This is a genomic window from Pseudomonas sp. B34(2017) (genome assembly GCF_002112915.1).
In the GTDB taxonomy this organism is placed as follows: Bacteria; Pseudomonadota; Gammaproteobacteria; order Pseudomonadales; family Pseudomonadaceae; genus Aquipseudomonas; species Aquipseudomonas pharyngis.
In genome coordinates, this window is record NZ_NEJA01000003.1 from 402,209 (window position 1) to 428,909 (window position 26,701).

At 61.7% G+C, this 26,701-nt stretch carries 27 protein-coding genes and 1 other RNA gene; 16 read left to right on the plus strand and 12 right to left on the minus strand.

The genetic code is table 11. The annotated features are described in order from the left end of the window. Window positions 1–22: 22 nt before the first annotated feature. The 5 genes from ppx to CAF80_RS11520 all read right to left on the minus strand — a co-directional run bounded on the left by ppx (window position 23) and on the right by CAF80_RS11520 (window position 4,646). Entirely contained in the window at window positions 23–1,525 is a 1,503-nt protein-coding gene (gene ppx, locus CAF80_RS11500) for an exopolyphosphatase (protein WP_039765323.1), read from the minus strand. 262 nt (window positions 1,526–1,787) lie between these two features. After that, complete coding sequence (locus CAF80_RS11505) at window positions 1,788–2,525, minus strand: amino acid ABC transporter ATP-binding protein (RefSeq protein WP_064600296.1); 738 nt, start codon at window positions 2,523–2,525, stop codon at window positions 1,788–1,790. Further along, complete coding sequence (locus CAF80_RS11510) at window positions 2,512–3,162, minus strand: amino acid ABC transporter permease (protein ID WP_011336490.1); 651 nt, start codon at window positions 3,160–3,162, stop codon at window positions 2,512–2,514. Before CAF80_RS11510 ends, CAF80_RS11505 begins: the two co-directional genes overlap by 14 nt. Beyond that, on the minus strand, window positions 3,159–3,839 hold the full coding sequence (locus tag CAF80_RS11515) for an amino acid ABC transporter permease (protein ID WP_039765327.1): 681 nt from the start codon (window positions 3,837–3,839) through the stop codon (window positions 3,159–3,161). The genes CAF80_RS11510 and CAF80_RS11515 overlap by 4 nt, the downstream gene beginning before the upstream one ends. A 21-nt stretch (window positions 3,840–3,860) precedes the next feature. After that, window positions 3,861–4,646 carry a transporter substrate-binding domain-containing protein gene (locus CAF80_RS11520; protein ID WP_039765329.1) on the minus strand — a complete coding sequence of 262 codons (786 nt, stop codon included), beginning with the start codon at window positions 4,644–4,646 and terminating at the stop codon, window positions 3,861–3,863. Between the two features lie 256 nt (window positions 4,647–4,902). Here CAF80_RS11520 and CAF80_RS11525 point away from each other — a divergent pair, with 256 nt between their 5' ends. The 7 genes from CAF80_RS11525 to CAF80_RS11555 all read left to right on the plus strand — a co-directional run bounded on the left by CAF80_RS11525 (window position 4,903) and on the right by CAF80_RS11555 (window position 13,107). Beyond that, window positions 4,903–5,610 carry a FadR/GntR family transcriptional regulator gene (locus tag CAF80_RS11525; RefSeq protein ID WP_039765330.1) on the plus strand — a complete coding sequence of 236 codons (708 nt, stop codon included), beginning with the start codon at window positions 4,903–4,905 and terminating at the stop codon, window positions 5,608–5,610. Window positions 5,611–5,730: 120 nt separating this feature from the next. Then, window positions 5,731–6,060, plus strand: a complete 330-nt coding sequence (gene trxA / locus CAF80_RS11530; RefSeq protein ID WP_003206727.1) for a thioredoxin TrxA — start codon at window positions 5,731–5,733, stop codon at window positions 6,058–6,060. 248 nt (window positions 6,061–6,308) lie between these two features. Then, window positions 6,309–7,568, plus strand: a complete 1,260-nt coding sequence (gene rho / locus CAF80_RS11535; protein WP_011336486.1) for a transcription termination factor Rho — start codon at window positions 6,309–6,311, stop codon at window positions 7,566–7,568. A 171-nt stretch (window positions 7,569–7,739) separates the two neighbouring features. After that, on the plus strand, window positions 7,740–9,737 hold the full coding sequence (locus tag CAF80_RS11540; protein ID WP_085667358.1) for an acyltransferase family protein: 1,998 nt from the start codon (window positions 7,740–7,742) through the stop codon (window positions 9,735–9,737). A gap of 69 nt (window positions 9,738–9,806) precedes the next feature. Further along, window positions 9,807–11,273 (plus strand): 4-hydroxy-3-polyprenylbenzoate decarboxylase, encoded by a 1,467-nt coding sequence (ubiD, locus tag CAF80_RS11545; RefSeq protein ID WP_064379935.1) that lies wholly within the window; start codon window positions 9,807–9,809, stop codon window positions 11,271–11,273. Further along, window positions 11,273–12,241, plus strand: a complete 969-nt coding sequence (locus CAF80_RS11550; RefSeq protein WP_039765335.1) for a CDP-6-deoxy-delta-3,4-glucoseen reductase — start codon at window positions 11,273–11,275, stop codon at window positions 12,239–12,241. Before ubiD ends, CAF80_RS11550 begins: the two co-directional genes overlap by 1 nt. 197 nt (window positions 12,242–12,438) lie before the next feature. After that, complete coding sequence (locus CAF80_RS11555; RefSeq protein WP_085667359.1) at window positions 12,439–13,107, plus strand: gamma-glutamylcyclotransferase; 669 nt, start codon at window positions 12,439–12,441, stop codon at window positions 13,105–13,107. On the opposite strand, the gene glpT is transcribed toward CAF80_RS11555, so the two are convergent. Together glpT and CAF80_RS11565 are read right to left on the minus strand one after the other, a co-directional pair. After that, on the minus strand, window positions 13,083–14,432 hold the full coding sequence (gene glpT / locus CAF80_RS11560) for a glycerol-3-phosphate transporter (RefSeq protein ID WP_039765339.1): 1,350 nt from the start codon (window positions 14,430–14,432) through the stop codon (window positions 13,083–13,085). The two genes, CAF80_RS11555 and glpT, sit on opposite strands and share 25 nt — an antisense overlap. 338 nt (window positions 14,433–14,770) lie before the next feature. Continuing rightward, window positions 14,771–15,748, minus strand: a complete 978-nt coding sequence (locus CAF80_RS11565; RefSeq protein ID WP_039765341.1) for an NADPH:quinone oxidoreductase family protein — start codon at window positions 15,746–15,748, stop codon at window positions 14,771–14,773. 150 nt (window positions 15,749–15,898) lie between these two features. Here CAF80_RS11565 and CAF80_RS11570 point away from each other — a divergent pair, with 150 nt between their 5' ends. Then, the gene (locus CAF80_RS11570) at window positions 15,899–16,306 is read left to right on the plus strand and encodes a flagellar basal body-associated protein FliL (RefSeq protein ID WP_007951814.1); all 408 of its coding nucleotides are present in this window, start codon (window positions 15,899–15,901) and stop codon (window positions 16,304–16,306) included. A gap of 156 nt (window positions 16,307–16,462) precedes the next feature. On the opposite strand, the gene CAF80_RS11575 is transcribed toward CAF80_RS11570, so the two are convergent. Beyond that, window positions 16,463–16,915: an EVE domain-containing protein gene (locus CAF80_RS11575; RefSeq protein WP_039765343.1), complete on the minus strand. Its 453-nt coding sequence runs from the start codon at window positions 16,913–16,915 to the stop codon at window positions 16,463–16,465. A 197-nt stretch (window positions 16,916–17,112) separates the two neighbouring features. On the opposite strand from CAF80_RS11575, the gene CAF80_RS28865 reads away from it, so the two are divergent. After that, complete coding sequence (locus CAF80_RS28865) at window positions 17,113–17,268, plus strand: hypothetical protein (RefSeq protein ID WP_007911192.1); 156 nt, start codon at window positions 17,113–17,115, stop codon at window positions 17,266–17,268. 35 nt (window positions 17,269–17,303) lie between these two features. On the opposite strand, the gene CAF80_RS11580 is transcribed toward CAF80_RS28865, so the two are convergent. The 4 genes from CAF80_RS11580 to CAF80_RS11595 all read right to left on the minus strand — a co-directional run bounded on the left by CAF80_RS11580 (window position 17,304) and on the right by CAF80_RS11595 (window position 18,722). Next, window positions 17,304–17,909 carry a 5-formyltetrahydrofolate cyclo-ligase gene (locus CAF80_RS11580; RefSeq protein ID WP_085667360.1) on the minus strand — a complete coding sequence of 202 codons (606 nt, stop codon included), beginning with the start codon at window positions 17,907–17,909 and terminating at the stop codon, window positions 17,304–17,306. Between the two features lie 80 nt (window positions 17,910–17,989). Then, a non-coding RNA gene (ssrS, locus tag CAF80_RS11585) (6S RNA) lies at window positions 17,990–18,168 on the minus strand. Window positions 18,169–18,198: 30 nt separating this feature from the next. Beyond that, complete coding sequence (locus CAF80_RS11590) at window positions 18,199–18,516, minus strand: cell division protein ZapA (protein WP_007951811.1); 318 nt, start codon at window positions 18,514–18,516, stop codon at window positions 18,199–18,201. Beyond that, entirely contained in the window at window positions 18,513–18,722 is a 210-nt protein-coding gene (locus tag CAF80_RS11595) for a TIGR02449 family protein (RefSeq protein WP_007940359.1), read from the minus strand. The genes CAF80_RS11590 and CAF80_RS11595 overlap by 4 nt, the downstream gene beginning before the upstream one ends. 125 nt (window positions 18,723–18,847) lie before the next feature. On the opposite strand from CAF80_RS11595, the gene CAF80_RS11600 reads away from it, so the two are divergent. The 7 genes from CAF80_RS11600 (at window position 18,848) to CAF80_RS11630 (ending at window position 26,551) form a co-directional block, all read left to right on the plus strand. Then, window positions 18,848–19,408 carry a YecA family protein gene (locus CAF80_RS11600; RefSeq protein ID WP_039765349.1) on the plus strand — a complete coding sequence of 187 codons (561 nt, stop codon included), beginning with the start codon at window positions 18,848–18,850 and terminating at the stop codon, window positions 19,406–19,408. A gap of 27 nt (window positions 19,409–19,435) precedes the next feature. Then, window positions 19,436–20,770: a Xaa-Pro aminopeptidase gene (gene pepP, locus CAF80_RS11605; RefSeq protein WP_085667361.1), complete on the plus strand. Its 1,335-nt coding sequence runs from the start codon at window positions 19,436–19,438 to the stop codon at window positions 20,768–20,770. Then, window positions 20,767–21,954 (plus strand): 2-octaprenyl-6-methoxyphenyl hydroxylase, encoded by a 1,188-nt coding sequence (ubiH, locus tag CAF80_RS11610; RefSeq protein ID WP_011336470.1) that lies wholly within the window; start codon window positions 20,767–20,769, stop codon window positions 21,952–21,954. Before pepP ends, ubiH begins: the two co-directional genes overlap by 4 nt. After that, on the plus strand, window positions 21,947–22,432 hold the full coding sequence (locus CAF80_RS11615) for a DUF4442 domain-containing protein (RefSeq protein ID WP_085667362.1): 486 nt from the start codon (window positions 21,947–21,949) through the stop codon (window positions 22,430–22,432). Before ubiH ends, CAF80_RS11615 begins: the two co-directional genes overlap by 8 nt. Before the next feature lie 9 nt (window positions 22,433–22,441). Beyond that, a complete protein-coding gene (locus tag CAF80_RS11620) occupies window positions 22,442–23,659 on the plus strand; it encodes a 2-octaprenyl-3-methyl-6-methoxy-1,4-benzoquinol hydroxylase (RefSeq protein ID WP_166742337.1) in 1,218 nt (405 codons plus the stop codon). 107 nt (window positions 23,660–23,766) lie between these two features. After that, entirely contained in the window at window positions 23,767–24,771 is a 1,005-nt protein-coding gene (locus CAF80_RS11625) for an extracellular solute-binding protein (RefSeq protein WP_007951802.1), read from the plus strand. A gap of 163 nt (window positions 24,772–24,934) precedes the next feature. Continuing rightward, entirely contained in the window at window positions 24,935–26,551 is a 1,617-nt protein-coding gene (locus CAF80_RS11630; RefSeq protein ID WP_039765360.1) for an iron ABC transporter permease, read from the plus strand. Window positions 26,552–26,701: the final 150 nt, after the last annotated feature.

Below are 26,701 nucleotides of genomic sequence, written 5' to 3' on the forward strand. Positions count from 1 at the left end.
CTTTTTTGTGCCTGCCCGTTACTCAATGAACGGTCAGGACAATCCCGACCCGCGTCAGCCACTCGGCCTCAAGCCCGAAATCCGCCTGGGTCAGCTGGTTTTCATCCAGCCAGTTCTCCGGGAATTCCACGTCGAGGTGGTTGCCATTTGCATGCAGTGTCACTTGCGGCATCGCCTGGGTGCCACGGATGTGGTGGAACAGGATGGCGAAACGCAGCAGCACGCACAGGCGGATCAGCTTGTCGCCGTCGTCGCCGAACTCGGCGAACTTGTCCTTGGGGATGTTGCGACGGTGGCCGCGCACCAGCAGGGCGAGCATTTGCTGGTCTTCGCGGGAGAACCCGGCGAGGTCCGAGTGTTCGATCAGGTAGGCGCCGTGCTTGTGGTAGTGATAGTGCGCGATGTCGAGCCCGACTTCGTGCACTTTCGCCGCCCAGCCCAGCAGTTCGCGCCAGATGCCGTCGTCCAGCTCCCAATCCACGGCCACTTGATCGAAGGCGTGCAAGGCTTTGCGCTCGACCCGTGCGGCCTGTTCCTGATCGACGTGGTAGCGCTCCATCAGCGAGGTCAGGGTGCGTTCGCGCACGTCTTCGTGGTGATGTCGGCCGAGCAGGTCGTAGAGCACGCCTTCACGCAGCGCGCCTTCGCAGTGATCCATTCGTTGCAGTTCGAGGGCGTCGAAGATCGCTTCGAGAATCGCCAGACCGGCCGGGAAGATCGCCCGACGATCCGGCTTGATGCCTTCGAAATCGATCTTGTCGACATCGCCGAGCTTGAACAGACGGCGCTTGAGCCACGCCAGGCCTTCGGCATTTACCTCGCCGGTGCCATGACCGCCGGCCTTCAGCGCCAGACCGATGGCGCGGATGGTGCCCGAGGAGCCAATGGCTTCATCCCAGGTCAGGCGATGCAGGGCGTGTTCGATGCTCATGATTTCCAGGCGCGCCGCCGTGTACGCCTGGGCGTAGCGGGCCGGGGTGATCTTGCCGTCCTTGAAGTAGCGTTGGGTGAAGCTCACGCAGCCCATTTGCAGGCTTTCGCGCAGCAGCGGTTCGAAACGCTGGCCGATGATGAATTCGGTACTGCCGCCGCCGATGTCGGCGACCAGACGTTTGCCCGGAGTGTCGGCGAGGGTGTGGGACACGCCGAGGTAGATCAGGCGGGCCTCTTCACGGCCGGAGATGACTTCCACCGGATGGCCGAGGATTTCTTCGGCGCGACGGATGAATTCGCCACGGTTGCGCGCCTCGCGCAGGGCGTTGGTGCCGACGATCCGCACGGCGCCCAGCGGCATGCCATTGATCAGTTGGGCAAAGCGCTTGAGGCAGTCGAGACCGCGCTGCATGGATTCTTCGTTGAGCTGACGCTCATCGTCGATGCCGGCGGCCAGCTGAACTTTTTCTCCGAGCCGTTCGAGAATACGGATTTCGCCGTTCTGGGCCTTGGCCACGACCATATGGAAGCTGTTGGAGCCCAGGTCGATCGCGGCGATCAGGGACAGATTCTTGGCTTGGGATTGCGGCATGGTCTGGGGGTCTCGGTCGATAACCCCGACATCGTGCCACGATCAAACGCTGCCGCCAACGCGCATGGTTCAAACCCTTGATCCTGCGCATAAAAGCCAGGGACCGTTGCGCACTCAACGACGCTGATCGTTCCCACGCTCTGCGTGGGAATGCCTCAACGGACGCTCTGCGTCCGCTTTTGGGACGCGGAGCGTCCCGGGCTGCATTCCCACGCGGACGGTTCGACGCCTCGACGTGGGAACGATCGGGTAGCAGGCTGTTTCAGGCAGTCGCTTCCACGGTGCCAATAAAGTTCGCCAGCTCCGGCGTCTGCGGATCGGCAAACAGCACTTTCGGGTCACCCACCTCGTGCACCTTGCCCTGGTGCATGAACACCAGTTTGTCCCCGACCTCCCGGGCGAAGCGCATTTCGTGGGTGACCATGATCAGCGTCATGCCTTCCTTCGCGAGCTGGCGGACCACGCTGAGCACTTCGTTGACCAGCTCGGGGTCCAGCGCCGAGGTGATCTCGTCGCACAGCAGCACCTTCGGCGACATCGCCAGCGCCCGGGCAATCGCCACGCGTTGTTGCTGGCCGCCCGAGAGGCGTTCCGGGAACGCGTCGAACTTCTCGCCCAGGCCGACGCGCTCCAGCATCTGCCGCGCCAGTTCTTGTGCCTTGGCCTTGGGCACTTTCTGCACCACCTGCGGCGCGAGCATCACGTTCTCGCCGACGGTCAGGTGCGGAAACAGATTGAACTGCTGGAACACCATCCCGACTTTCTGCCGCAGGCTGCGCAGGTCGGCGCGGGCGGCGTCGAGGTATTCGCCGTCGACTTCGATCACGCCGTCGTTGATCGATTCCAGACCGTTGAGGGTGCGCAGCAGGGTGGACTTGCCCGAGCCGCTGCGGCCGATGATCGCCACCACCTGGCCTTCCTCGACGCTCAGGTCGATGCCTTTGAGCACGTGGTGATCGCCGTAATATTTATGCAGGGCAGAAATTCTAAGCAGAGGCATGCAGTCTCCTTTCCAGGTAGCGCGCACTGAGGGACAGGGGGTAGCAGAGCAGGAAGTAGCCCAGGGCGACGAGGCCGTAGACCATGAACGGTTCGAAGGTGGCGTTGGCGAGCATGCCGCCGGTCTTGGTCAGCTCGGTGAAGCCGATGATCGAGGTCACGGCGGTGCCCTTGACCACTTGCACCGAGAAACCCACGGTCGGCGCCACGGCAATTCGCAGCGCCTGCGGCAGGATCACGTAGCGCAATTGCTCGAGCGGATTCAGCGCCAGGCTCGACGAAGCTTCCCACTGACCGTGGGGAATCGCCTCGACGCAGCCGCGCCAGATCTCCGCCAGATAAGCACTGGTGAACAGCGTCAGGGCAATCGCCGCCGCCATCCACGGCGAAATTTCCACCCCGGCCAGGGCCACGCCGAAGAACACCAGAAACAGCTGCATCAACAGCGGTGTGCCTTGGAACAGTTCGATCCAGGTGCGGGCGATGCTGCTGGGCAGCGGGTTTTTCGAGATGCGCATGATCAGGATCAGCAACCCGACGATCCCGCCGCCGATGAACGCCACCAGCGACAGCGCCAGTGTCCATTGCAGGCCGGTCAGCAGATTGCGCAGGATGTCCCAGAACGTGAAGTCGCTCATTGGCTGCTCCTTGCGCTGCTTTTAGACAGATAACGCCGACCGAGCCAGTTCAACAGCTGACGGATCAGCAACGCCATGCACAGATAGATGAGGGTGGTCAGGGCGTAGGTTTCAAAGGCGCGGAAGTTGCGCGACTGAATGAAGTTGGCGGCGAAGCTCAATTCTTCGGTGGCAATCTGCGAACACACCGCCGAACCGAGCATGACGATGATGATCTGGCTGCTCAGCGCCGGCCAGACCTTGCCCAGCGCCGGCAACAGCACCACGTGGCGGAACGCTTCGAAACGGCTCATCGCCAATGCCGCTGCGGCTTCCAGCTGCCCGCGCGGAATCGCCTGGATACCGGCGCGGATGATTTCGGTCGAGTACGCACCGAGGTTGATCACCATCGCCAGCACCGCCGCCTGCCACTCGGAAATCTGCACGCCGAGGGACGGCAGGCCGAAGAAGATGAAGAACAGCTGCACCAGAAACGGCGTGTTGCGGATCAACTCCACATATACGCCGAAGATCGCCGAGAACGGGCGGATGTTCCACGCCCGCACCAGCGCCCCGACGATGCCCACGCCAACCCCGAAGAGTGCGCCGATGGCCGTCAGCTCAAGGGTGAACAGCGCCCCGCGCAAGAGCAGGTCGGTGTTTTCCACCACCGGCAAAAAATCGAACTGATAGGCCATGAAAGTCTCCCGCGTCGCCGGTCAGAGGTCGGCCGGCAGCGGCTCTTTGAGCCAGGTCTGCGCGTTCTTTTCCAGCGCGCCGTCAGCCTTGGCGGTGGTCAGGATCTCGTTGACCTTGCCCAGCAGCGCCGGCTCGTTCTTGTTCACGCCGACGTAGACCGGCGAATCCTTGAGCTTCACTTTCAGCGCGGGGACGCGTTTGGGGTTCTTTTCACTGATCGCGACCATTACCACGTTGCCGCTGGCGATCAGGTCGACCTGACCTGCGAGGTAGGCGGCGATGGTCGAGTTGTTGTCTTCGAAGCGTTTGATGGTCACGCCTTCCGGGGCGACCTTGGTCAGCTCGATGTCTTCGATGGCACCACGGGTGACGCTGATGGTTTTGCCCTTGAGATCGTCGAGGGTGCTGACCGCTGCGTCCGGCGGGCCGAACACGGCGAGGTAGAACGGCGCATAGGCGCGGGAGAAATCGATGACCTTCTCGCGCTCGGGGTTCTTGCCGAGGCTGGAAATCACCAGGTCGACCTTGCCGGTGGTCAGGAACGGGATGCGGTTGGTGCTGTTGACCGGGGTCAGTTCGAGTTTGACCTTGAGCTGCTCGGCCAGCAGTTTCGCGGTGTCGATATCGAGGCCGCGCGGCTTCATGTCCGGGCCGACCGAACCGAACGGCGGGAAGTCCTGGGGCACGGCAACTTTCAAGGTGCCGCGTTTGACCACGTCATCCAGACCGTCGGCATGGGCGGGGGTCTGGCTCAGCATCAGACCGGCAAGCAGGGCGGCGAGGAGGGCGCTGTAACGCTTCGTCATGGACAATCTCCGGATCGGCGGGAAGTGAATTCTGCGTTCGGACAGAGCACGGGCCGTGCCAAGACAGGGGTTCGGCGTCGCAAAGCCACGGGTTTGGCGGGTTTGTTCGGTCTTACTGGTCTGAACAGTCAGGTCGGATTTCGCACTGCGATAGCGCATCGACGCGCACCGTCGAACCCCGCTGGGGCACGACTTGCCTGATGCCTCGAATAGCTTTACAACTGGCCGCACCTTGGCCTGGTCCGTCTGGAAAACCATGAACTCGATCTCCCGCGCCGTACCCGAAGTGGCGCTGCAAGCGATCCGCAAACTGATTACCGAGCAGGGCTTCGGCCCCGGCGATGCGCTGCCCTCGCAACGGGATCTGGCGGTTCAGCTGGGCGTCAGCCGCGCCTCGTTGCGTGAGGCGTTGTCGTCCTTGAGTGCGCTGGGTGTGGTCAGCATTCAGCCGGGCAAAGGCGTGTTCGTGCAGGCGCCGGTCGAGTTGCCTCGTGGCGAGGGCGCACCGGCCTGGCCGTTCGCCGCCCAGGCTTCGCCGCTGGAAATCTTTCAGTTGCGCTATGCGCTGGAAGGGTTTGCGGCCGGTCTGGCGGCGGTGACGTTGAGCACGTTTGATCTGGACGAACTGGAAGACAACGTCGCCGCCATGCGCGAGCAACTGCGCGCCGGCGACTTCGAGGCAGCGGCGAAACTGGATTTCGAATTCCACCGGCGGATCCTGCTGGCCAGCGGCAATCAGGCGATGCTGAGCATCCTCACCGCCAGCGCCGACATCTTTCTGGAGAGCCAGAAACTACCGTTCATCCGCGCCGAACGGGCCATGGAAACCTGGCAGGAACACCGCAAGATCCTCCGCGCCCTTGCCCGCCGGGCCTCCGCTGCCGCGCAGAAGGCCATGCAGGAGCACGTGCGCAATGCGGCGCTGCGTACCGGAATCGCCTTCATCGCCCCCGCCGGCGCGTGACTTGAGCTATACCCAAACTCATCGAGTGCCATAGCAAGACTCAATCATCTGCGGCTTCCTGAACAAGGGAAGGGCGGCTATGATGGGCCACGTTTTTTTGCTTACAACCTGGAGAATTCCATGAGCAGCGATCTGATCAAACACGTTAGCGACGCTAGCTTCGAAGCCGACGTACTCAAGGCCGAAGGCGCTGTCCTGGTCGACTACTGGGCTGAATGGTGCGGCCCTTGCAAAATGATCGCTCCGGTTCTGGACGAGATTGCAGAGACTTACAAAGGCAAGCTGACCGTTGCCAAACTGAACATCGACGAAAACCAGGAAACCCCTGCCAAGCACGGCGTACGTGGTATTCCGACCCTGATGCTGTTCAAGAACGGCAACGTGGAAGCGACCAAGGTCGGCGCTCTGTCGAAGTCGCAACTGGCTGCTTTCCTCGACGCCAACATCTAAGCGTCGCGGTAAAGTTGTCCTCAAAAAGCCCCGCAAATTGCGGGGCTTTTTGCGTATTCAGGGCTAGACGCTCCGAAACTCAGGTGGTACATTCGGCCCCGCACTGGTTTCTCCACTGCCCCCTGCTAGCCGTCGCCGACGCACTTCCTTTCGAATAAGTACGCGATCCTGTCGCCTTCTCCGCGGCGCGGCCTCATTAAGCCAAAAGCTTAATTTCCCCCCTCCATAAATGATTACGTCATTCCTATATGAATCTGACTGAACTCAAGCAAAAGCCGATTACCGAACTGCTCGAATTGGCCGAACAGATGGGCATAGAAAATATGGCCCGTTCGCGCAAGCAGGACGTGATTTTCTCCCTGCTGAAAAAGCACGCTAAAAGCGGTGAGGAAATCTCCGGTGATGGCGTGCTGGAGATTCTCCAGGACGGCTTCGGCTTCCTGCGCTCCGCTGACGCTTCCTACCTCGCCGGCCCTGACGACATCTACGTTTCGCCGAGCCAGATCCGCCGTTTCAACTTGCGCACCGGTGACACCATCGTTGGCAAGATCCGCCCTCCGAAGGAAGGCGAGCGTTATTTCGCCCTGCTCAAGGTCGACACGATCAACTTCGATCGTCCTGAGAACGCGAAAAACAAGATTCTCTTCGAGAACCTGACCCCGCTGTTCCCGACCGTGCGCATGAAGATGGAAGCCGGCAACGGTTCCACCGAAGACCTGACCGGTCGTGTGATCGACCTGTGCGCCCCGATCGGCAAAGGCCAGCGTGGTCTGATCGTTGCACCGCCGAAAGCCGGTAAAACGATCATGCTGCAGAACATCGCAGCGAACATCGCCCGTAACAACCCTGAAGTTCACCTGATCGTGCTGTTGATCGACGAGCGTCCGGAAGAAGTGACCGAAATGCAGCGCACCGTGCGCGGCGAAGTGGTTGCCTCGACCTTCGACGAGCCGCCGACCCGTCACGTGCAAGTGGCTGAAATGGTGATCGAGAAGGCCAAGCGCCTGGTCGAACACAAGAAGGACGTGGTGATCCTGCTCGACTCCATCACCCGTCTGGCCCGTGCCTACAACACCGTGATCCCGAGCTCCGGCAAGGTGCTGACCGGTGGTGTCGATGCCCACGCCCTGGAGAAACCGAAGCGTTTCTTCGGCGCCGCGCGAAACATCGAAGAAGGCGGCTCGCTGACCATCATCGCCACCGCGCTGGTTGAAACCGGCTCGAAGATGGATGAAGTGATCTACGAAGAGTTCAAGGGCACCGGCAACATGGAACTGCCACTGGACCGTCGTATCGCCGAGAAGCGTGTGTTCCCGGCCATCAACATCAACAAGTCCGGTACCCGTCGTGAAGAGCTGCTGACTGCCGACGACGAACTGCAGCGTATGTGGATCCTGCGCAAACTGCTGCACCCGATGGACGAAGTCGCGGCCATCGAGTTCCTGGTCGACAAGCTGAAAACGACCAAGACCAACGACGAATTCTTCCTGTCGATGAAGCGCAAGTAACATCGTCGGTTGATTCAGAAAATGGCGTCCTTTCGAGGGCGCCATTTTTTTGCCTGTTTTTTGTCCGGCCGATAGGAGGTTTGCGATCTGGTAAGGTCAGTGACTGGGCAAAACAAGAAGCAGCGTTCGATGCTGTACAAAAAATAACCATCTGATTGGCATTAAAGATTTATGAGCACACTCGCTTATCGAAGGGATATCGACGGCTTGCGGGCAGTCGCGGTGATAGCCGTGGTGCTGTTCCATTTTGGCGTCCCTGGGTTTACCGGCGGTTTTGTCGGTGTGGACGTGTTTTTCGTGATCTCCGGTTACCTCATCACCTCGATCATCTGGAACCAGCGCCAGGCCGGCCGGTTCAGTTTCGTCGAGTTCTGGTCGCGGCGTGCGCGGCGGATCCTGCCGGCGCTGTTTGCGATGATCATCGCGGTGCTGGCGGTGGGCTGGTTTCTGATGGCGCCCAAGGACTACGAAGAACTCGGGCGCTCGGTGCGCTATCAGGTGCTGTTTGTCTCGAACATCCTGTTCATGCGCCAGGACGGCTACTTCGATGTCGCCTCGGATCTCAAACCGCTGCTGCACACCTGGTCACTGGCGGTAGAGGAGCAGTTCTACATTGTCTTCCCGCTGTTGCTGACCCTGATGTCGAGCCGCTTGAAGCACTGGCGGCTGGCGCTGTTCGGCGTGCTGCTCGTTTCATTCGGGTTGAGCGTCTGGGCGGTCCACCACCATCCGGAAAAAGCCTTCTTCCTGCTGCCGATGCGCGCATGGGAGCTGCTGGCGGGGGCGATGCTGGCGATCGCACCGAAGCATGCCTGGCGCCTCAAGCCGATGGCCGCGCAACTGTTGAGCCTGCTCGGCATGGGCCTGATTCTGTTGGCGGTGTTCGGTTTCGACAAACGTACGCCGTTCCCCGGTGCGGCCGCATTGCTGCCGGTGCTTGGCGTGGTGCTGTTGATCATGGCCAACGGTCATCGCCAGACCTGGGTAGGTCAATTCTTGAGCAGTCGGGTCATGGTCGGTCTGGGTCTGATTTCCTATTCCTGGTACTTGTGGCACTGGCCGGTGTTCGTGTTTTCCAGCTACGCCAGCGTCGACGAGCCGAGCGCCTTCGACAGCGCCGGGTTGATCCTGCTGACCCTGGTGCTGGGCTATCTGTCGTGGAAATTCGTCGAGACGCCGTTCCGCGAGCGGCGCTTGCTGGCCGGACGTCGGCAGATTCTGATCGCCGGTGCGTTCGGCGTGCTGATAATCGGACTGGCCGGGCAAACCCTGCGCTGGACCGACGGCCTGCCGTGGCGCCTGTCCGATCAGGCATTGCAATACGCCAAGGGGCGCGAGTGGCGGCCGGAGTTGATGGCATGTCTGGCGGACGACAAGACCCCGGATGACAAGTTGTTCTGTCATTACGGTCTGCAGAACCAGGCTTCGCGAGCGCTGGTCTGGGGCGACAGTCATGCCACGGCGTTGATTCCGGTCTTCGATGATGGTGCGCAAGCCCATGGCGTCAGTGTGATCCTCGCCAGTTCGCCGGGGTGCATACCGGTGGAAGGTCTGGAGCATGACGCCCGCTGCGCGCGGTTCAACCAACGTGTGGTGCAGGCAATCAAACCGCAAACCGTCAGTGATGTGGTGCTGGTTGCGCGCTGGAGTCTGTATCTCTATGGCGATGCCAGAGGTGATCTGGGCCATGTCTTGAGAACGCCTGACGGGCACTACGACCGTGCCGTCGCCGAGCAGCGTCTGGCTGACGGTCTGCGCGCGCGAGTGGCGCAATTGCGTGCGGGCGGGCATCGGGTCTGGCTGGTGAAAGAGGCGCCGTTGCAGGCTTTCAGTCCGCCGTACCGTCTGACGCGACTGGCGATGCTGGATCGTCCGGTGGATGACGTCGGGCTGAATGTCGCCGAACACCAAAAGCGCCAGGCCTTCATCAGTCAGCTGTTCGCCGAGCTGGCGAAAGACCCGGCGGTACGCGTGGTCGATCCGGCGCCGAAGCTGTGCGATGAAAGCGGTCTGTGCCGTGCCGAGCTCGGTGGGTACTCACTGTACACCGATGACAATCACCTGTCGGAGGTCGGCGCGCGTTTCGTTGCGCCGATCCTCGAACCGCTGTTTGTCGACCTGCAGGCCAGGGCAAATCTGGGAAAAGGTCAGGCGAATGCAGCCAAGTAAGCAGTGACGGGCTGCCAGCGACCGGCATAGCAGGTAGGATGTACGCCTATTTTGAGGGTGCCATCGTCAATGAAATTCAAGGATCTTCGGGATTTCGTGCAGCAGCTTGAGCAGCGCGGAGAGTTGAAACGCATCCAGATTCCCGTTTCGCCGGTGCTGGAAATGACCGAGGTGTGCGACCGCACACTGCGGGCCAAGGGCCCGGCGCTGCTGTTCGAGAAGCCGACCGGTTACGACATCCCGGTGCTCGGCAACCTGTTCGGCACTCCCGAGCGGGTGGCCATGGGCATGGGCGCCGAGTCGGTCAGCGAGCTGCGCGAAATCGGCAAGCTGCTGGCGTTCCTCAAGGAACCGGAGCCGCCGAAGGGTTTGAAGGACGCGTGGTCGAAGCTGCCGATCTTCCGCAAGATCATTGCGATGGCGCCGAAAGTCATCAAGGACGCGCCGTGCCAGGAAGTGGTCATAGAAGGCGACGACGTCGATCTGGCGATGCTGCCGGTGCAGACCTGCTGGCCGGGCGACGTGGCGCCGCTGATCACTTGGGGCCTGACGGTCACCAAAGGTCCGAACAAGGATCGCCAGAACCTTGGCATCTACCGTCAGCAAGTGATCGGCCGCAACAAGGTCATCATGCGCTGGCTCAGCCACCGTGGCGGTGCGCTGGATTTCCGTGAGTGGTGCGAGAAGCACCCGGGCCAGCCGTTCCCGGTGTCCGTGGCCCTCGGTGCCGATCCGGCGACCATTCTCGGCGCCGTTACTCCGGTGCCGGACAGCCTCTCCGAATACGCCTTCGCCGGTCTGCTGCGCGACAGTCGCACGGAGCTGGTGAAGTGCCGTGGCAACGACCTGCAAGTGCCGGCCACTGCCGAAATCATCCTTGAAGGCGTGATCCATCCGGGCGAGATGGCCGACGAAGGCCCGTACGGCGACCACACCGGTTACTACAACGAAGTCGACAGCTTCCCGGTGTTCACCGTCGAGCGCATCACTCACCGGATCAAGCCGATTTACCACAGCACCTATACCGGCCGTCCGCCGGATGAGCCGGCGATTCTCGGCGTGGCGCTGAACGAAGTGTTCGTGCCGATCCTGCAGAAGCAGTTTCCGGAGATCACCGACTTCTACCTGCCGCCGGAAGGCTGCTCGTACCGCATGGCCGTGGTGACGATGAAGAAGTCGTATCCGGGCCACGCCAAGCGCGTGATGCTGGGTGTCTGGTCGTTTTTGCGACAGTTCATGTACACCAAGTTCGTTATCGTCACCGACGACGACATCAACGCGCGTGACTGGAACGACGTGATCTGGGCCATCACCACGCGCATGGACCCCAAGCGCGACACGGTGATGATCGACAACACGCCGATCGACTACCTCGACTTTGCCTCGCCGGTGTCGGGACTCGGCTCGAAGATGGGCCTGGACGCCACCCACAAGTGGCCGGGCGAAACCACTCGCGAGTGGGGCCGCGTCATCGTCAAGGATGATGCCGTCACTCAACGGATCGATGCCATCTGGAATCAGTTAGGAATAGATTGATGCGTGTAACCCTGCAGCCCTCCGGAGCGGTGCTCGAGATACAGCCCGGAGAGCGGATTCTCGATGGTGCGCGGCGCCTGGGCTACGAATGCCCGCAAAGCTGTCGCAACGGCAATTGTCACGTGTGCGCGGCGCTGCTGGTGGAAGGCCGGATCGAACAGGCCGGCAAGGTGCACGACCACGGCGAGTTCTACACTTGCATAGCGGAGCCGCTGGAAGACTGCATCGTGCTGTGGGATGGCGTGCTCGCGCTGGGAGAACTGCCGGTGCGCAGCGTGTCGTGTCAGGTCATCGAATGCCGGGACGTCGGTGGCGATACCTTTCGTGTGCGTCTGCGGGCGCCGGCCGGCAAACCGCCGCGCTACCACGCTGGCCAGTATTTGATGATCGAGCGCGAGAACGGCGAGAAGTCGGCGTTCTCCATGGCCTCGGCGCCCCACGGCGGGCGCGATCTGGAAATCCATGTGCTGGCGCGCGAATCCAGTGCGCTGAGCCTGATCGATCAGCTCAAGCGCAACCCGATGGTGCGGGTCGAACTGCCGTTCGGCGACACCCATCTGGCGGAACTGCCGGACGGGCCGCTGGTGCTGATCGCCGCCGGCACCGGCATGGGTCAGATCCACAGCCTGATCGAACATTGCCGGGCTTCGGGCTTCAAACATCCGGTGCACTTGTATTGGGGCGTGCGTCGTCCGGAAGATTTCTACGAAATCGAACATTGGGACGAATGGCTGAAATTGCCCAATCTGTTCCTGCACAAAGTCGTCAGTGACCAGTGCGGCTGGGAGGGGCGCTGCGGGATGTTGCACGAAGCGGTGTGCGAGGATTTCCCTGATCTGAAACCGTTGCACGTCTATGCCAGCGGCTCGCCGGCCATGGTCTACGGCACGCTGGATGCGCTGGTGGAAGCGGGGATGGATGCCCATCAGATGCGTGCGGATGTGTTTGCTTACGCACCCCGCGCCTGAGTCCGTTATAACTCTTCATATAGCCGATCGGTATTTATGTAATTGCATAAATGCCGGTAGGTTATATATCAAACAGGCAATCAATTAAGAACTGTGCCATGGCACTCAAATTGCCTTAAAACATATGTGCCTTATTGTTACAGCGGTGCGTTCTATTAAGTAATTCTTCACCCGCGGGGAGCTGAACGCTATTCGCCATGAGCGCCATTGAAAACGCTTTTCTGAACCTGGCTTACCCTCCGCGGCTCGATCTTGGGCCGCAGCTGACGCACGAACAACTTCTCGCATCCATGCAATCGACCATGGCGCGCCACAAGGGCGGGCCGGTGTGGCTGTTCGCCTACGGTTCGCTGATCTGGCGGCCGGAATGCACAGCCGTGGAGCGGATGCGTGGGCGCGTGCATGGCTATCACCGTGGCTTGTACTTGTGGTCCCACGAGCATCGCGGCACGCCGGAAATGCCAGGTCTGGTCTTTGGTCTGGATCGTGGCGGCTCGTGCAGCGGCTTCGCCTACCGGTTGCCGGAAGACAATCTGGACAGCGCGCTGTATGCGTTGTGGAAACGCGAAATGCCGTTCCCGTCCTATCGGCCACACTGGCTCAACTGCCGACTCGAAGATGGCAGCCAGGTTCAGGCGTTGGGATTCGTATTGGAGCGACACCTGCCCAGCTATGCCGGCAACTTGCCGGATCATGTGCTGAGCCAGGTGTTCGAAAGCGCTTGCGGGCGGTACGGCACGACTCGCGATTATGTCGAGCAGACCGCTCTCGCCCTGCGCAGCCACGCCATGCCAGACCGGAATCTGGAGGCGCGGCTCAAGCGCTGTAAGTCAAAGGCTGATCAGGCGACTGCTTCGCGGCTCTGACTGGCGACTTGCTTGTGCCACAGGGTCGGGGCCAGGAAGGCCATCGACAGCAGGCAAGCGCCCACCAGCAGCACGAAACCGCCATCCCAGCCGAAGTGGTCCACGGTGTAGCCCATCGCTGCACTGGCCGCGACCGAACCACCCAGATACCCGAACAGACCGGTGAAGCCTGCGGCAGTGCCGGCGGCTTTCTTCGGCGCCAGTTCCAGCGCCTGCAGGCCGATCAGCATCACCGGGCCATAGATCAGGAAGCCGATGGAGAACAGAGCGATCATGTCGATGGTCGGGTGGCCGGCCGGGTTAAGCCAATACACCAGGGTCGCGACGGTCACCAATGCCATGAACACCATACCGGTCAGGCCACGGTTGCCACGGAAGATCTTGTCCGACATCCAGCCGCACAGCAGCGTGCCCGGAATCCCCGCCCACTCGTAGAAGAAATAGGCCCACGAGGTTTTATCCACGGTGAAACCCTTGGCTTCTTTCAGGTAGGTCGGCGCCCAGTCCAGCACGCCGTAGCGCAGCAGGTAGACGAAGACGTTGGCCATGGCGATGTACCAGAGCATTTTGTTGCGCAGCACGTATTTGACGAAGATTTCCTTGGCGCTGAATTCGTCTTCGTGGCTGGCGTCGTAGCCTTCCGGGTAGTCGTTCTTGTACTTCTCGATTGGCGGCAGGCCGACCGATTGCGGGGTGTCACGCATGGTCACGAAAGCGAACACCGCTACTGCCAGCGCCACGGCGGCCGGGACGTAGAACGCTGCGTGCCAGTCGTTGAACAGGCCCATGCCGATCAGGAACAGCGGGCCGATCAGACCGCCACCGACGTTATGCGCCACGTTCCACACCGACACCACGCCGCCACGTTCCTTCTGCGACCACCAGTGCACCATCGTGCGTCCGCTCGGCGGCCAGCCCATGCCCTGGGCCCAACCGTTGATGAACAGCAGGATGAACATCATGGTCACGCTGGAGGTTGCCCAAGGCGCGAAACCGAAAATGAACATGACCCCGGCCGATACCAGCAGGCCGAACGGCAGGAAGTAACGCGGGTTGGAGCGGTCGGACACCAGGCCCATGAGGAACTTGGACAGACCGTACGCGATGGCGATTGCCGACATCGCCAGACCCAGATCGCCACGGCTGTAGCCTTCGTCGATCAGGTACGGCATGGCCAGCGAGAAGTTCTTGCGCAGCAGGTAGTAACCCGCATAGCCAAAGAAGATGCCGGCGAAGATCTGCCAACGCAGGCGTCGGTAGGTGCTGTCGATTTTTTCTTCAGGCAATGGAGCCTGATGTGCGGCAGGACGAAAGAAAGCAAACATTCAAGAGCTCCAGATTTCTTGTTTTGACTGCGGATGCGAATGTTACAGTTTCGTTACCGAAAATAGCACCGCTTCCCATCGGCAAAACAGTGGAAATGTTGGATGTCGCACGTTCCTTTATGAACATGTCGCTCAGATATAAGTGCAGGGCGTTGTGGGAATGGTTACCTCCGCAGCTTCCTGCCGGGTTTCAGGATTTTGCAGGACGCAGGTTTGAGAAATGTCCTGCGAGCAATGCAGAAGGTGCTTTCTGTTTGAGGCTGCCGGCACATTTGCAGCCTGGAATGTTCTGAGGGGCGATCCGGAAGTGGGCATCAATTCCGGGTCGCCCGAGCAGGTCAGCGCACTTGCACCACAACCTTGCCTACAGCCTTGCGCTGCCCGAGATCATTGATCGCCTGCGCGGCATTGCCCAGCGGATAGACCTGCGACACCAGCGGCTTCAGCTTGCCCTCGGCAAACCAGCCGAACAATTGCTGGAAATTCGCCGCGTTGTCCTGCGGCTGGCGCTGGGCGAAGGAGCCCCAGAACACGCCGAGTACCGCAGCGCCTTTGAGCAGGGCGAGGTTGACCGGCAGTTCGGGAATGCGGCCGCTGGCGAAACCGACCACCAGCAGGCGGCCGTTCCAGGCGATGGCGCGGACAGCCTGATCGAAAAGGTCGCCGCCGACCGGGTCGTAGATCACGTCGGCGCCCTGGCCGTCGGTCAGGCGCTTGATCTCGTCCTTGAGGCTGGTTTCGCTGTAGTTGATCAGTTCGTCTGCCCCGGCAGCCTTGGCCACCGCGAGTTTTTCCGCGCTGCTGGCGGCGGCGATCACCCGCGCGCCCATGGCTTTGCCGATTTCCACGGCGGCCAGGCCAACGCCGCCGGAGGCGCCGAGTACCAGCAGGGTTTCGCCTGGTTGCAGATTGCCGCGCTGCTTGAGGGCGTGCATCGACGTGCCGTAGGTCATGCTGAAGGCGGCGGCGGTGTTGAAATCCATCGATGGCGGGATCGGCAGCACGTTGTAGCCCGGCACTGCGACCTGCTCGGCGAAGCTGCCCCAGCCGGTCAGTGCCATGACCCGGTCACCGACTTTCAGGTGACTGACCTTTTCCCCCACCGCGCTGACCACGCCGGAGGCTTCGCCACCCGGCGAGAACGGGAAGGGCGGCTTGAACTGGTACTTGCCCTCGATGATCAGCGTGTCCGGGAAGTTGACCCCGGCGGCGTGCACGTCCAGCAGGATTTCGTTCTTCTTGGCGACAGGACTGGCGACGTCTTCCAGCACCAGCGATTCGGCAGGGCCGAAGGCTTTGCACAGCACGGCTTTCATCAGGGCTATTCCTTTGGGAGTGATGGCCGATAAGTGTAGGTGTGGCAGTCAACGGGTCAACGAGCATGCCCGGCCCTGATAGTCCGCCATAAGCTTGTGCTTGCGCGGCGGGTCGTTATGCTAGGCCGCAAACCGGATAAGGAGCGAATTGTGAAAGCGTGGATCATGTTGTTGCTGGCCCTGTCTCTGCCTGTGGCAGCGCTGGCCGAAGAAGCCAAAGAGGGCGAGGCGCCGAAGGTCAACTACATCACCCTGAGCCCGCCGTTCGTGGGCAACTACGGGCTGGATGGCACCCCGAAACTCAAGGTCTACAAGGCCGACGTGGCACTGCGGGTGACCGGCGAAGAGGCGACCAAACTGGTCAAGGCCAATGAACCGCTGATCCGCAATCAGCTGGTGGCGCTGTTCACTCAGCAGACCACCGATGCGATGGGCAGCATCGAGGGCAAGGAAAAACTGCGTCAGGAAGCCTTGAAACAGACCCAGCAAGTGATGAACGACGAGACCGGCAAGCCGGTGGTTGAAGACCTGTTGTTCAACAACCTGATCATTCAGTAACAACTTTGCTGTCCGGCCCGGCCCCTTCGCGAGCAAGTCGAATCGTCGCACCGCAGCTCCCATAGGTATTTCTGGTGGTCACAAATTATGTGTTCACTAAAAATCCCTGTGGGAGCTGGCTTGCCAGCGAAGGCATCTTGTCAGGCGAAGGATGATTCAGGGTTTGAGCGCCATCACCGCCGCCCACTGCTCGGCGGTCACCGGCATCACCGACAGCCGCGAACCCTTTTGCACCAGCGGCATCTCGGCCAGCGCGGTCTGCTGCTTCAGATAATCCAGCTTCAAGACCCGGTTGAATGTCTCTACGTGGGCGACATCGATCGCGCTCCAGGCGTTTTTCTCCGGCGTGGCTTTCGGATCGAAGTAATGGCTTTCCGGTTCCAGTGCGGTGGGATCCGGGTACGCGGCTTCGATTATTTTGCCGATTCCGGCAATCCCCGGCTCCGGGCAGCTGGAATGGTAGAAAAAGAATTCATCCCCGACCGCCATGGCCCGCAGGAAATTGCGCGCTTGATAGTTGCGAACCCCGTCCCAGCGCGCTTTGCCGAGCTTTTCCAGGCCCTTGATCGAGAGCTCGTCGGGCTCGGATTTCATCAGCCAGTAGGCCATGGTGTGTGCTCCTCAAGCGGTCATTGGGCAGGTTGTCCGGCAATTTTATGACAAACCGACGGTCGGTTGACGTCAGCATTTGCGCGACGGTTCACGTTGTCGCAAAATGCCGGCCTTTAAAGCTTGACGCTGCTGCACGGCCTACGAATGGAAACCGCTGCTGTCATCGTGATGATGTGCCTTGAGGGGGGCAATCGATGAAACGCAAACCGGATTTGCTGTGGACTTTGGTAATTTTGTTCGGTCTGGGCGTCGTGACCACCGGTTATGCGCAAAGTCTGTGGGCCAACAAGGCCGATGCACCGATTGAAGTGGCGCAACAAGTACAACAGTCGACAGCCTTCAAACGCTGAAACTGCTTTTTCGACGCCGCTGATCCGCGCGGCGTCTATCCCGCGAAATACCACGCCTTGTCTGTCACCGTTCCCTGCAACGGCACATCCCAGCTCGCTTGCGCGAGACGTTCGACTTTCTGACATTCATGGGCCAGTCCCAATAGCGTCGGCTTGCGCCAGTTCTGGCGTCGGGCCAGATAGGCCAGGCTGCGATCGTAGAATCCGCCGCCCATGCCCAGGCGCCCGCCGACATCGTCGAATCCCACCAGTGGCAACAACACCAGATCCAGTGCCCAGACCTTGCGCTGACGGGCCAGATTGGCGCGCGGCTCAAGAATGCGGAAACGGTTGGGTTTGAGCTTTTCGCCGGGGCGGATCTGCTGAAAGACCATTTTGGTCCGTGGCCAGGCACTGAGCACCGGCAGGTAGGTTTTCTTGCCGCGACGCTGGGCAGCGCTGAGCAACAGGCGCGGGTCGATTTCACCGTCGGTGGGCAGGTACAGGGAAATGTGTTTCGCCCGGCGAAAGTGCGGGTCTTGTGCCAGTTGTTTATACAGGCCTTCGGCGGCCTGGCGTTGTTCGCTTCGCGTCAGCGAGCGGCGGGCCTTGCGCAACAGGCGGCGCAGTTGGGGGCGGGGCAGCAACGCGGGTTCGGTCATGGTTCGGCTTCGGCAGGGTGGGACGAAAACGTACGCATAAAAAATCCGATGCCGGCATGCACCGGCATCGGATTCGAATCAGGCTCCCCGGATGAGCCGCTGTCGACTTAGCCCTTGAACCCGAGAGTTCAAGGTGGAGGATGCAGTAGGCTTTAAGGCTTTCCGTCTGGCGGACATGCACACCAGCCCAACGTGCAACCCCCAGGGTAGTGCAAATCGGCTCAGGGACATCGTCAACTGGCAAGCACCCCAGGGAGTGCGGCGAGTATAACTCAAGCGGCCTGGCGAATCAGCCCTTGCTGATGTCCGGATCGTCGGCCAGCACCAGATCGACACGATCGAGCAAGTCTCGCACCTGTTCACGGGTCGAACCGCTGGCCTGGATGTCCGGGCGCTCTTCTTTGTGCAAGAGATCGTGGGTGATGTTCAGCGCGGCCATCACGGCGATGCGGTCGGCGCCGATGACTTTGCCGCTGCTGCGGATCTCGCGCATCTTGCCGTCCAGGTAGCGGGCGGCGCTGATCAGATTGCTGCGCTCTTCCTGGGGGCAGATGATCGAATACTCTTTGTCGAGGATCTGCACGGTAACGCTATTGCTTGAACTCATGAGTCTTGCTCCAGGGCCTTGAGGCGCGAAATCATCGATTCGACCTTACGCCGGGCGATTTCGTTTTTTTCAATGAGGTGCGCGCGTTCCTCGCGCCAGGTCTTTTCCTGAGCAAGTAAGAGTGCATTTTGACTCTTTAGTTGCTCGACTCGGGTAATCAGCAGTTCGAGTCTGGCCATCAGCGCTTGCAGGTCGGTGTCTTCCATTGTGTCCACTGATTCGGTCTGATGGGTTTGGCTGGCGGACAGCCTTTAATGGTCTTGGCGAGTCTGTCGATGTAGGATACAAGGCCTTCATTCTAGACATAGCGCCGTCTGGCGCCTAGCTGCCCATGCCCATTCAGAATTCCCCGTACCAAGGCTTTGCCACCCTGCTGAACTCCAGCGGTCACTCCGTTTCGCCTGCCGAACTGCACGGCCTGTTGCTGGGCCGCAGTTGCGCTGGCGCCGGCTTCAATGCCGAAGAGTGGCTGATCGATGCCGCCGAGCTGCTCGAGAGTGAGCCGCAGGACAACGTCCGCAACGCGCTGATCGGTCTGCAGGAAATGGTCAAGAGCGAACTCACCGGCGATGACGTCACCGTGGTTCTGCTGTTGCCGAACGATGACACGCCTCTGGCCGAGCGTGCCGCCGCGCTGGGCGAATGGTGCCAGGGCTTCCTCACCGGGTTCGGCCTGAACTGCCGCGACAGCAGCATGCTGAGCACCGAGGCCACGGAAGTGTTGCAGGATCTTGCAGCGATCTCCCAGGTGCAAGACGCACTGGAAGAATCCGAAGACGGCGAAAGCGACTATATGGAAGTCATGGAGTACCTGCGTGTCGCTCCGCTGCTGCTGTTCTCCGAAACCAAAAAGGCCGACGTGCCGCCAGCGGCCAAGCCGTCGCTGCACTGATCGCGTGCCAGGGAAAGCCATCTGCCCATGATCCATATCCCGAAAGCGGAATACGCCCGGCGCCGCAAGGCGCTGATGGCGCAGATGGAACCCAACAGTATCGCGATCCTGCCGGCCGCCGCGGTCGCCATCCGCAACCGCGACGTCGAGCACGTCTATCGCCAGGACAGCGACTTCCAGTACCTCAGCGGTTTCCCCGAGCCACAGGCGGTCATCGTCCTGATGCCCGGTCGCGAACACGGCGAGTACGTGCTGTTCTGCCGTGAACGCAACGCCGAACGCGAACTCTGGGACGGCCTGCGCGCCGGCCAGGAAGGCGCGATCCGCGATTTCGGCGCCGATGACGCTTTCCCCATCACCGACATCGACGACATCCTGCCGGGCCTGATCGAAGGCCGCGACCGGGTGTATTCGGCCATGGGCAGCAACCCGGAATTCGACCGCCACCTGATGGACTGGATCAACGTGATCCGCTCCAAGGCGCACCTCGGCGCCCAGCCGCCGAACGAATTCGTTGCTTTGGATCACCTGCTGCACGACATGCGCCTGTATAAATCGGCGGCAGAAGTGAAGGTGATGCGCGAGGCCGCGCGGATTTCCGCCCAGGCCCACATCCGGGCGATGCAGGCCAGCCGGGCCGGGCTGTACGAGTACAGCCTCGAAGCCGAACTGGATTACGAGTTCCGCAAGGGCGGGGCGAAGATGCCGGCCTACGGTTCGATCGTCGCTGCCGGGCGCAACAGCTGCATCCTGCATTACCAGCAGAATGACGCGCTGCTCAAGGACGGCGATCTGGTGCTGATCGACGCCGGTTGCGAGATCGACTGCTACGCCAGCGACATCACCCGCACCTGGCCGGTCAACGGTAAGTTTTCCGCCGAGCAGAAAGCGATCTACGAACTGGTGCTGGCTTCGCAGGAAGCGGCATTCGCCGAAATCGCTCCGAACAAGCACTGGAACCAGGCGCACGAAGCCACGGTTCGGGTCATCACCACCGGGCTGGTGAAGCTGGGGTTGTTGCAGGGCGAAGTCGACGAGTTGATCGCCTCCGAGGCCTACAAGGCGTTTTACATGCACCGCGCCGGTCACTGGCTCGGGATGGATGTGCATGACGTCGGCGAATACAAGGTCGGCGGCGAATGGCGGGTGCTGGAAGTCGGCATGGCGCTGACCGTGGAGCCGGGCATCTACATCGCCCCGGACAATCAGAACGTAGCGAAGAAATGGCGCGGCATTGGCGTGCGCATCGAGGATGACGTGGTAGTGACCAAGAGCGGTTGTGAAATCCTGACCGGCGGCGTGCCGAAAACCGTCGCCGAGATCGAAGGCCTGATGGCGCAAGCACGGACCTGCGCGGCATGAGTCGGGTCAATCTGGCAATCATCGGTGGCGGTCTGGTCGGCGCCAGTCTGGCGTTGGCCTTGCAGGCCGGGGCCAAGGCCCGTGGCTGGAAGATCGTGCTGATCGAACCGTTCGCCCCCGGTGACACCTGGCAGCCAAGCTACGACGCGCGCTCCTCGGCGCTGTCCTTCGGCTCGCGGCAGATTTATCAGCGGCTGGGCGTGTGGCAGGAAATCTCCCGCCGCGCCGAGCCGATCAAACAGATTCACGTGTCCGACCGTGGTCGGTTCTCCACTGCTCGCCTGTCGGCGATGGAAGAGGGCGTCCCGGCGCTCGGCTATGTGGTGGAAAACGCCTGGCTCGGCCAGTGCCTGTGGCAGCACCTCGACAAAGACGTGATCAGTTGGCGCTGCCCGGCGGAAGTTTCCCGCATGGAGCCGCTGCCCGACGGCTATCGGCTGACCCTCAACGATGAAACCACGGTCGAATGCGATCTGGCGGTGCTCGCCGATGGCGGCCGTTCCGGTCTGCGCGAGCAACTGGGCATCAACGTGCGCAAGCGCCCGTACAACCAGAGCGCGCTGATCGCCAACATCACCCCGAGCGAAGCGCACAACGGCATGGCCTTCGAGCGCTTCACCGACGAAGGCCCGATGGCCCTGTTGCCGCTGCCGGAAAACCGCTGCGCGCTGGTCTGGACCCGTCTGGGCATGGACGCGCAACGTCTGGCCGACCTGAGCGAGCGTGATTTCCTCAGCGAGCTGCAAGGTGTGTTCGGCTACCGTCTCGGCACTCTGAAACAGGTTGGCGCGCGGCATCTGTATCCGCTGTCGCTGGTGGAGGCGGAAGAGCAGGTGCGTTCGCATCTGGCCGTTCTCGGCAACGCCGCCCACAGCCTGCATCCGATTGCCGGGCAGGGTTTCAACCTGTCCCTGCGCGATGCCGATGCGTTGGCCGCCGCGCTGTTGGCCAGCGACAAACCGCTGGGGGATTTCGCCACGTTGCAGGCCTATCGCGAGCGTCAGCGCCTCGATCAGGACCTCACCGTCGGTTTCTCCGATCAGGTCACGCGCCTGTTCGGCAGTACCCAGCCGCTGGTATCGCTGGGGCGCAACATCGGCCTGCTCGGCCTTGATCTGCTGCCGCCGGCCAAACGCTGGTTCGCCCGTCAGGCCATGGGACTGGGGACGCGGCCGGATGCGTGAGTGGCTGATCAAACAGTTTGGCAAGGCGCGGCTGATGCGCTGGATCATGACGTTTTACCCGCCGTACTTCGGCGCCGGTGTCCGGGTGCAGCACATCAGCGATGACTTTCGTGACATCCGGGTCTCGATGGGCCTGGGCTGGTACAACCGCAATTACGTTGGCACCCAGTTCGGCGGCAGTCTGTATTCGATGGTCGACCCGTTCTTCATGTTGATGCTCATGGAAAACCTCGGCTCGCGGTACATCGTCTGGGACAAGGCTGCCGACATTGATTTCATATCGCCGGGCAAAGGCCCGGTGTTCGCCCGGTTCAACATCGACGACACCCTGCTCGGCGAGATCCGTCGGCAGACCGCCAGTGGCGAGAAATACCTGCCGCAGTTGCAGGTCGACATTCATGACGGCGCCGGCAACCTGGTGGCGCGGGTCGGTAAAACCCTTTACGTGCGGCTCAAGCCGCCAGCGAGACAGGCTTAAAGCATGGAAATGCGCGCGGATGTGCTGATTGTCGGAGCCGGAATGGTCGGCAGTGCCCTGGCGCTGGCGTTGCAGGGCAGCGGGCTGGAAGTCCTGTTGCTCGACGGCAGCCCGCTGAGCGTCAAACCCTTCGACGGCGATGCGCCGTTCGAGCCGCGGGTGAGCGCGCTGTCGGCGGCCAGCCAGCGGATCCTCGATCGCCTCGGCGTATGGGACGGCATCGTCAACCGACGCAGCAGCCCGTACACCGACATGCACGTCTGGGACGGCAGCGGCACCGGCCAGATTCACTTCTCGGCCAGCAGCGTGCACGCCGATGTGCTCGGCCACATTGTCGAAAACCGCGTGGTCCAGGATGCCTTGCTCGACCGTCTGCACGATTGCGACCTGGGTCTGCTGGCCAACGCGCGGCTGGAGCAGATGCGCCGTTCCGGTGACGACTGGCTGCTGACCCTGGCCGACGGCCGCACTTTGCGCGCGCCGCTGGTGATCGCGGCGGACGGCGCCAATTCTGCCGTGCGCCGTCTGACCGGTGTCGCCACCCGCGAATGGGACTACTTGCACCACGCCATCGTCACCAGCGTGCGCAGCAGCAAGCCGCACCGTATGACCGCGTGGCAGCGTTTCACCGATCACGGGCCGCTGGCGTTTCTGCCGCTGGAGCGTGACGGTCAGCAGGACTGGTGCTCGATCGTCTGGTCGACCACGCCGAGCGAAGCCGAACGGCTGATGGCGCTGGATGAGGCGGATTTCTGCCGCGAGCTGGAGCGCGCGTTCGAAGGTTGCCTCGGCGAGGTCATCAGCGCCGACCCGCGCCTGTGTGTGCCGTTACGTCAACGCCACGCCAAACGCTACGTGGCCGAAGGCCTGGCGCTGATCGGCGATGCCGCGCACACCATTCACCCGTTGGCGGGGCAGGGCGTGAATCTCGGCTTCCTTGACGCCGCGGTGCTGGCTGAAGTGCTGCTGCAAGCGCACGAACGCGGCGAACGCCTGGCGGACGTGAAAGTCCTGAGCCGCTACGAACGCCGGCGCATGCCGCACAATCTGGCGCTGATGGCGGCGATGGAAGGCTTCGAGCGGTTGTTCCAGGCCGATCCGCTGCCTCTGCGCTGGTTGCGCAACACCGGACTGAAAATCGTTGAGCAGATGCCTGAGGCCAAGGCGTTGTTCGTGCGTGAAGCATTGGGTCTGACCGGCGACTTGCCGGCCTTGGCCAAGGCCTGACAAATGTTGTGCAACATCTGGTAACTCCTTGGGAAAGTGTTCGATTGAGCTGGTAAATGTGAGTCCTTATCATTTGGGCCACTTTTCCCGACCGAGAGACCGCTCCCATGTTGGCATCCAAGCGTGTTCTGACCGCACTGGCCCTGACCCTGATCGGCAGCACCGCCGCCCAGGCCGCCGACGAGGTGGTGGTCTACTCCTCGCGTATCGATGAGCTGATCAAGCCGGTGTTCGATGCCTACACCGCCAAGACCGGGGTGAAGATCAAGTTCATCACCGACAAGGAAGCGCCGCTGATGCAGCGGATCAAGGCCGAAGGCGAGAACGCCACCGCCGACCTGCTGCTGACCGTCGATGCCGGCAACCTCTGGCAGGCCGAGCAGATGGGCATTCTCCAGCCGTTCACCTCGAAAACCATCGACACCAACATTCCCCTGCAATATCGCTCGTCCAGCCACGCCTGGACCGGCCTGAGCCTGCGCGCACGGACCATCGCCTACTCCACCGAACGGGTGAAACCGGGCGAACTGACCACCTACGAAGCACTGGCCGACAAGAACTGGGAAGGTCGCCTGTGCCTGCGCACGGCGAAGAAGGTCTACAACCAGTCGCTGACCGCCACCATGATCGAAGTCCACGGTGCCGAAAAGACCGAGAAGATCCTCAAGGGCTGGGTCAACAACCTGTCCACCGACGTGTTCTCCGACGACGTCGCGGTGCTGGAAGCGATCAACGCCGGCCAGTGCGACGTCGGCATCGTCAACACCTACTACTACGGTCGCCTGCACAAGCAGAAGCCGGAACTGCCGGTGAAACTGTTCTGGCCGAACCAGGCGGATCGTGGTGTGCACGTCAACCTGTCGGGCATCGGCCTGACCAAACATGCGCCGCACCCGGAAGCGGCCAAGGCTTTGGTCGAGTGGATGACCACGCCTGAGGCGCAGAAGATCTTTGCCGACGTGAACCAGGAGTTCCCGGCCAATCCAGCGGTGAAGCCTTCGGAAGAAGTGGCGGCGTGGGGACAGTTCGTGGCTGATACGCTGCCGGTTGAAGTGGCGGGCAAGCGTCAGGCTGAAGCGATCCGGATGATGGATCGGGCGGGTTGGAACTGAGTCATTCCTGACAGCACTGTTTGATCGTTCCCACGTCGAACCGTCTGCGTGGGAATGCAGCCCTCGGCGCTCTGCGTCGCATCATCGACAGCGTGACGCGGAGCGTCACAGAATGTGTGCCCACGCAGAGCGTGGGCACAATCATTTGAACGAGACTGTTTCCTTGGCCCACCCCGCCCAACGCCGCTGGTACCCCATCGTCTTCGCCATCGCCGCGTTGGTGCTGCTCCCCCTCAGCGTGCTCCTGCTCTCATGGCAAACCATCGATCACCAGATCTGGTCGCACCTCTGGGAAACCCAGATGCCACGCCTGCTGGGCAACACCCTGACACTGGTCTTCGGCGTAGGCATCGGCGTAACCCTGCTGGGCGTAAGCCTCGCCTGGCTCACCAGCCTTTGCGAATTCCCCGGCCGCCGCTGGCTCGACTGGGCGCTGATGCTGCCGTTCGCAATCCCGGCCTACGTGCTGGCATTCGTCTTCGTCGGACTGCTGGACTTCGCAGGCCCCGTGCAAACCCTGCTGCGCGAATGGTTCGGCAGCGGCCTGCGCCTGCCGCGAGTGCGCTCCACCGGTGGCGTGATTCTGGTGCTGGTGCTGGTGTTTTATCCCTACGTTTATCTATTGGCGCGTACTGCGTTCCTGGCTCAGGGCAAGGGCCTGATGGAAGCGGCGCGAGTGCTCGGTCAGTCACCGTGGCAAGCGTTCTGGCGCGTGGCATTGCCGATGGCGCGGCCGGCCATCGGTGCTGGTGTGGCGCTGGCGCTGATGGAAACGCTGGCGGATTTCGGCGCGGTATCGGTGTTCAACTTCGACACCTTCACCACCGCGATCTACAAGACCTGGTACGGCTTTTTCAGTCTGCCCAGCGCTGCGCAACTGGCCAGCCTGTTGCTGCTGGTGGTGATGTTGGTGCTGTACGGTGAACGTCGCGCGCGCGGCGCCAATCGGGCGAGTAACGAGCGGCCACGGGTCAAGGCGCTGTATCACCTGCGCGGGCCCAAGGCCTGGGCGGCGACCGGCTGGTGCGGTCTGGTGTTCGCCTGTGCATTTGTCATTCCGGTGCTGCAACTGGTGGTCTGGTTCTGGCAGCGCGGGCGCTTCGACCTGGATGAGCGCTACGCCGGGCTGATTCTCCATACGCTGTATCTGGGCGGCATGGCCGCGTTGATCACAGTCAGCGTGGCGATGTTGTTGGCCTTCGCCCGGCGTCTGGCGCCGACCCGGACGATCAATTCGGCGGTCGGTCTGGCCAATCTCGGTTATGCCTTGCCAGGCTCGGTGCTGGCGGTGTCGATCATGCTCGCGTTCAGTTATCTGGACCGGGAGCTGGTGATTCCGCTGTCCGGCTGGCTCGGCGGTGCGGGCAAACCGCTGCTGCTGGGCAGTCTGGCGGCGTTGCTGCTGGCGTATCTGGTGCGGTTCGTGGCGGTGGCCTATGGTCCGCTGGAAAGCAGTCTGGCGCGTATACGGCCATCTTTGCCTGAAGCGGCACGTAGCCTGGGTGTCAGTGGGCCGCGACTGTTTTTCAAAGTGTATCTGCCGCTGTTACTGCCCGGCACGCTCAGCGCGGCGTTGCTGGTGTTCGTCGATGTGCTCAAGGAAATGCCCGCGACCCTGCTGATGCGCCCGTTTGGCTGGGACACACTGGCGGTGCGGATCTTCGAAATGACCAGCGAAGGCGAATGGGCAAGGGCGTCGTTGCCGGCGCTGACCCTGGTGCTGGTCGGTCTGTTGCCGGTCATCGGACTTATTCGCCGTTCGGCGCATCGAAACACTTAGTCGTCAGTCCTGAATCATGCGGCTACAATGCGCGGCATTCGGTGCGGTCCGTCTGACAGACCCTGTCGCTGAAATCGGCTGAAAGCCCTTTTTTACAGGGCTTTCCGATCCGTGCAGCAGCGCTCCGCACCTTCGCCACGCCCGGAAGGA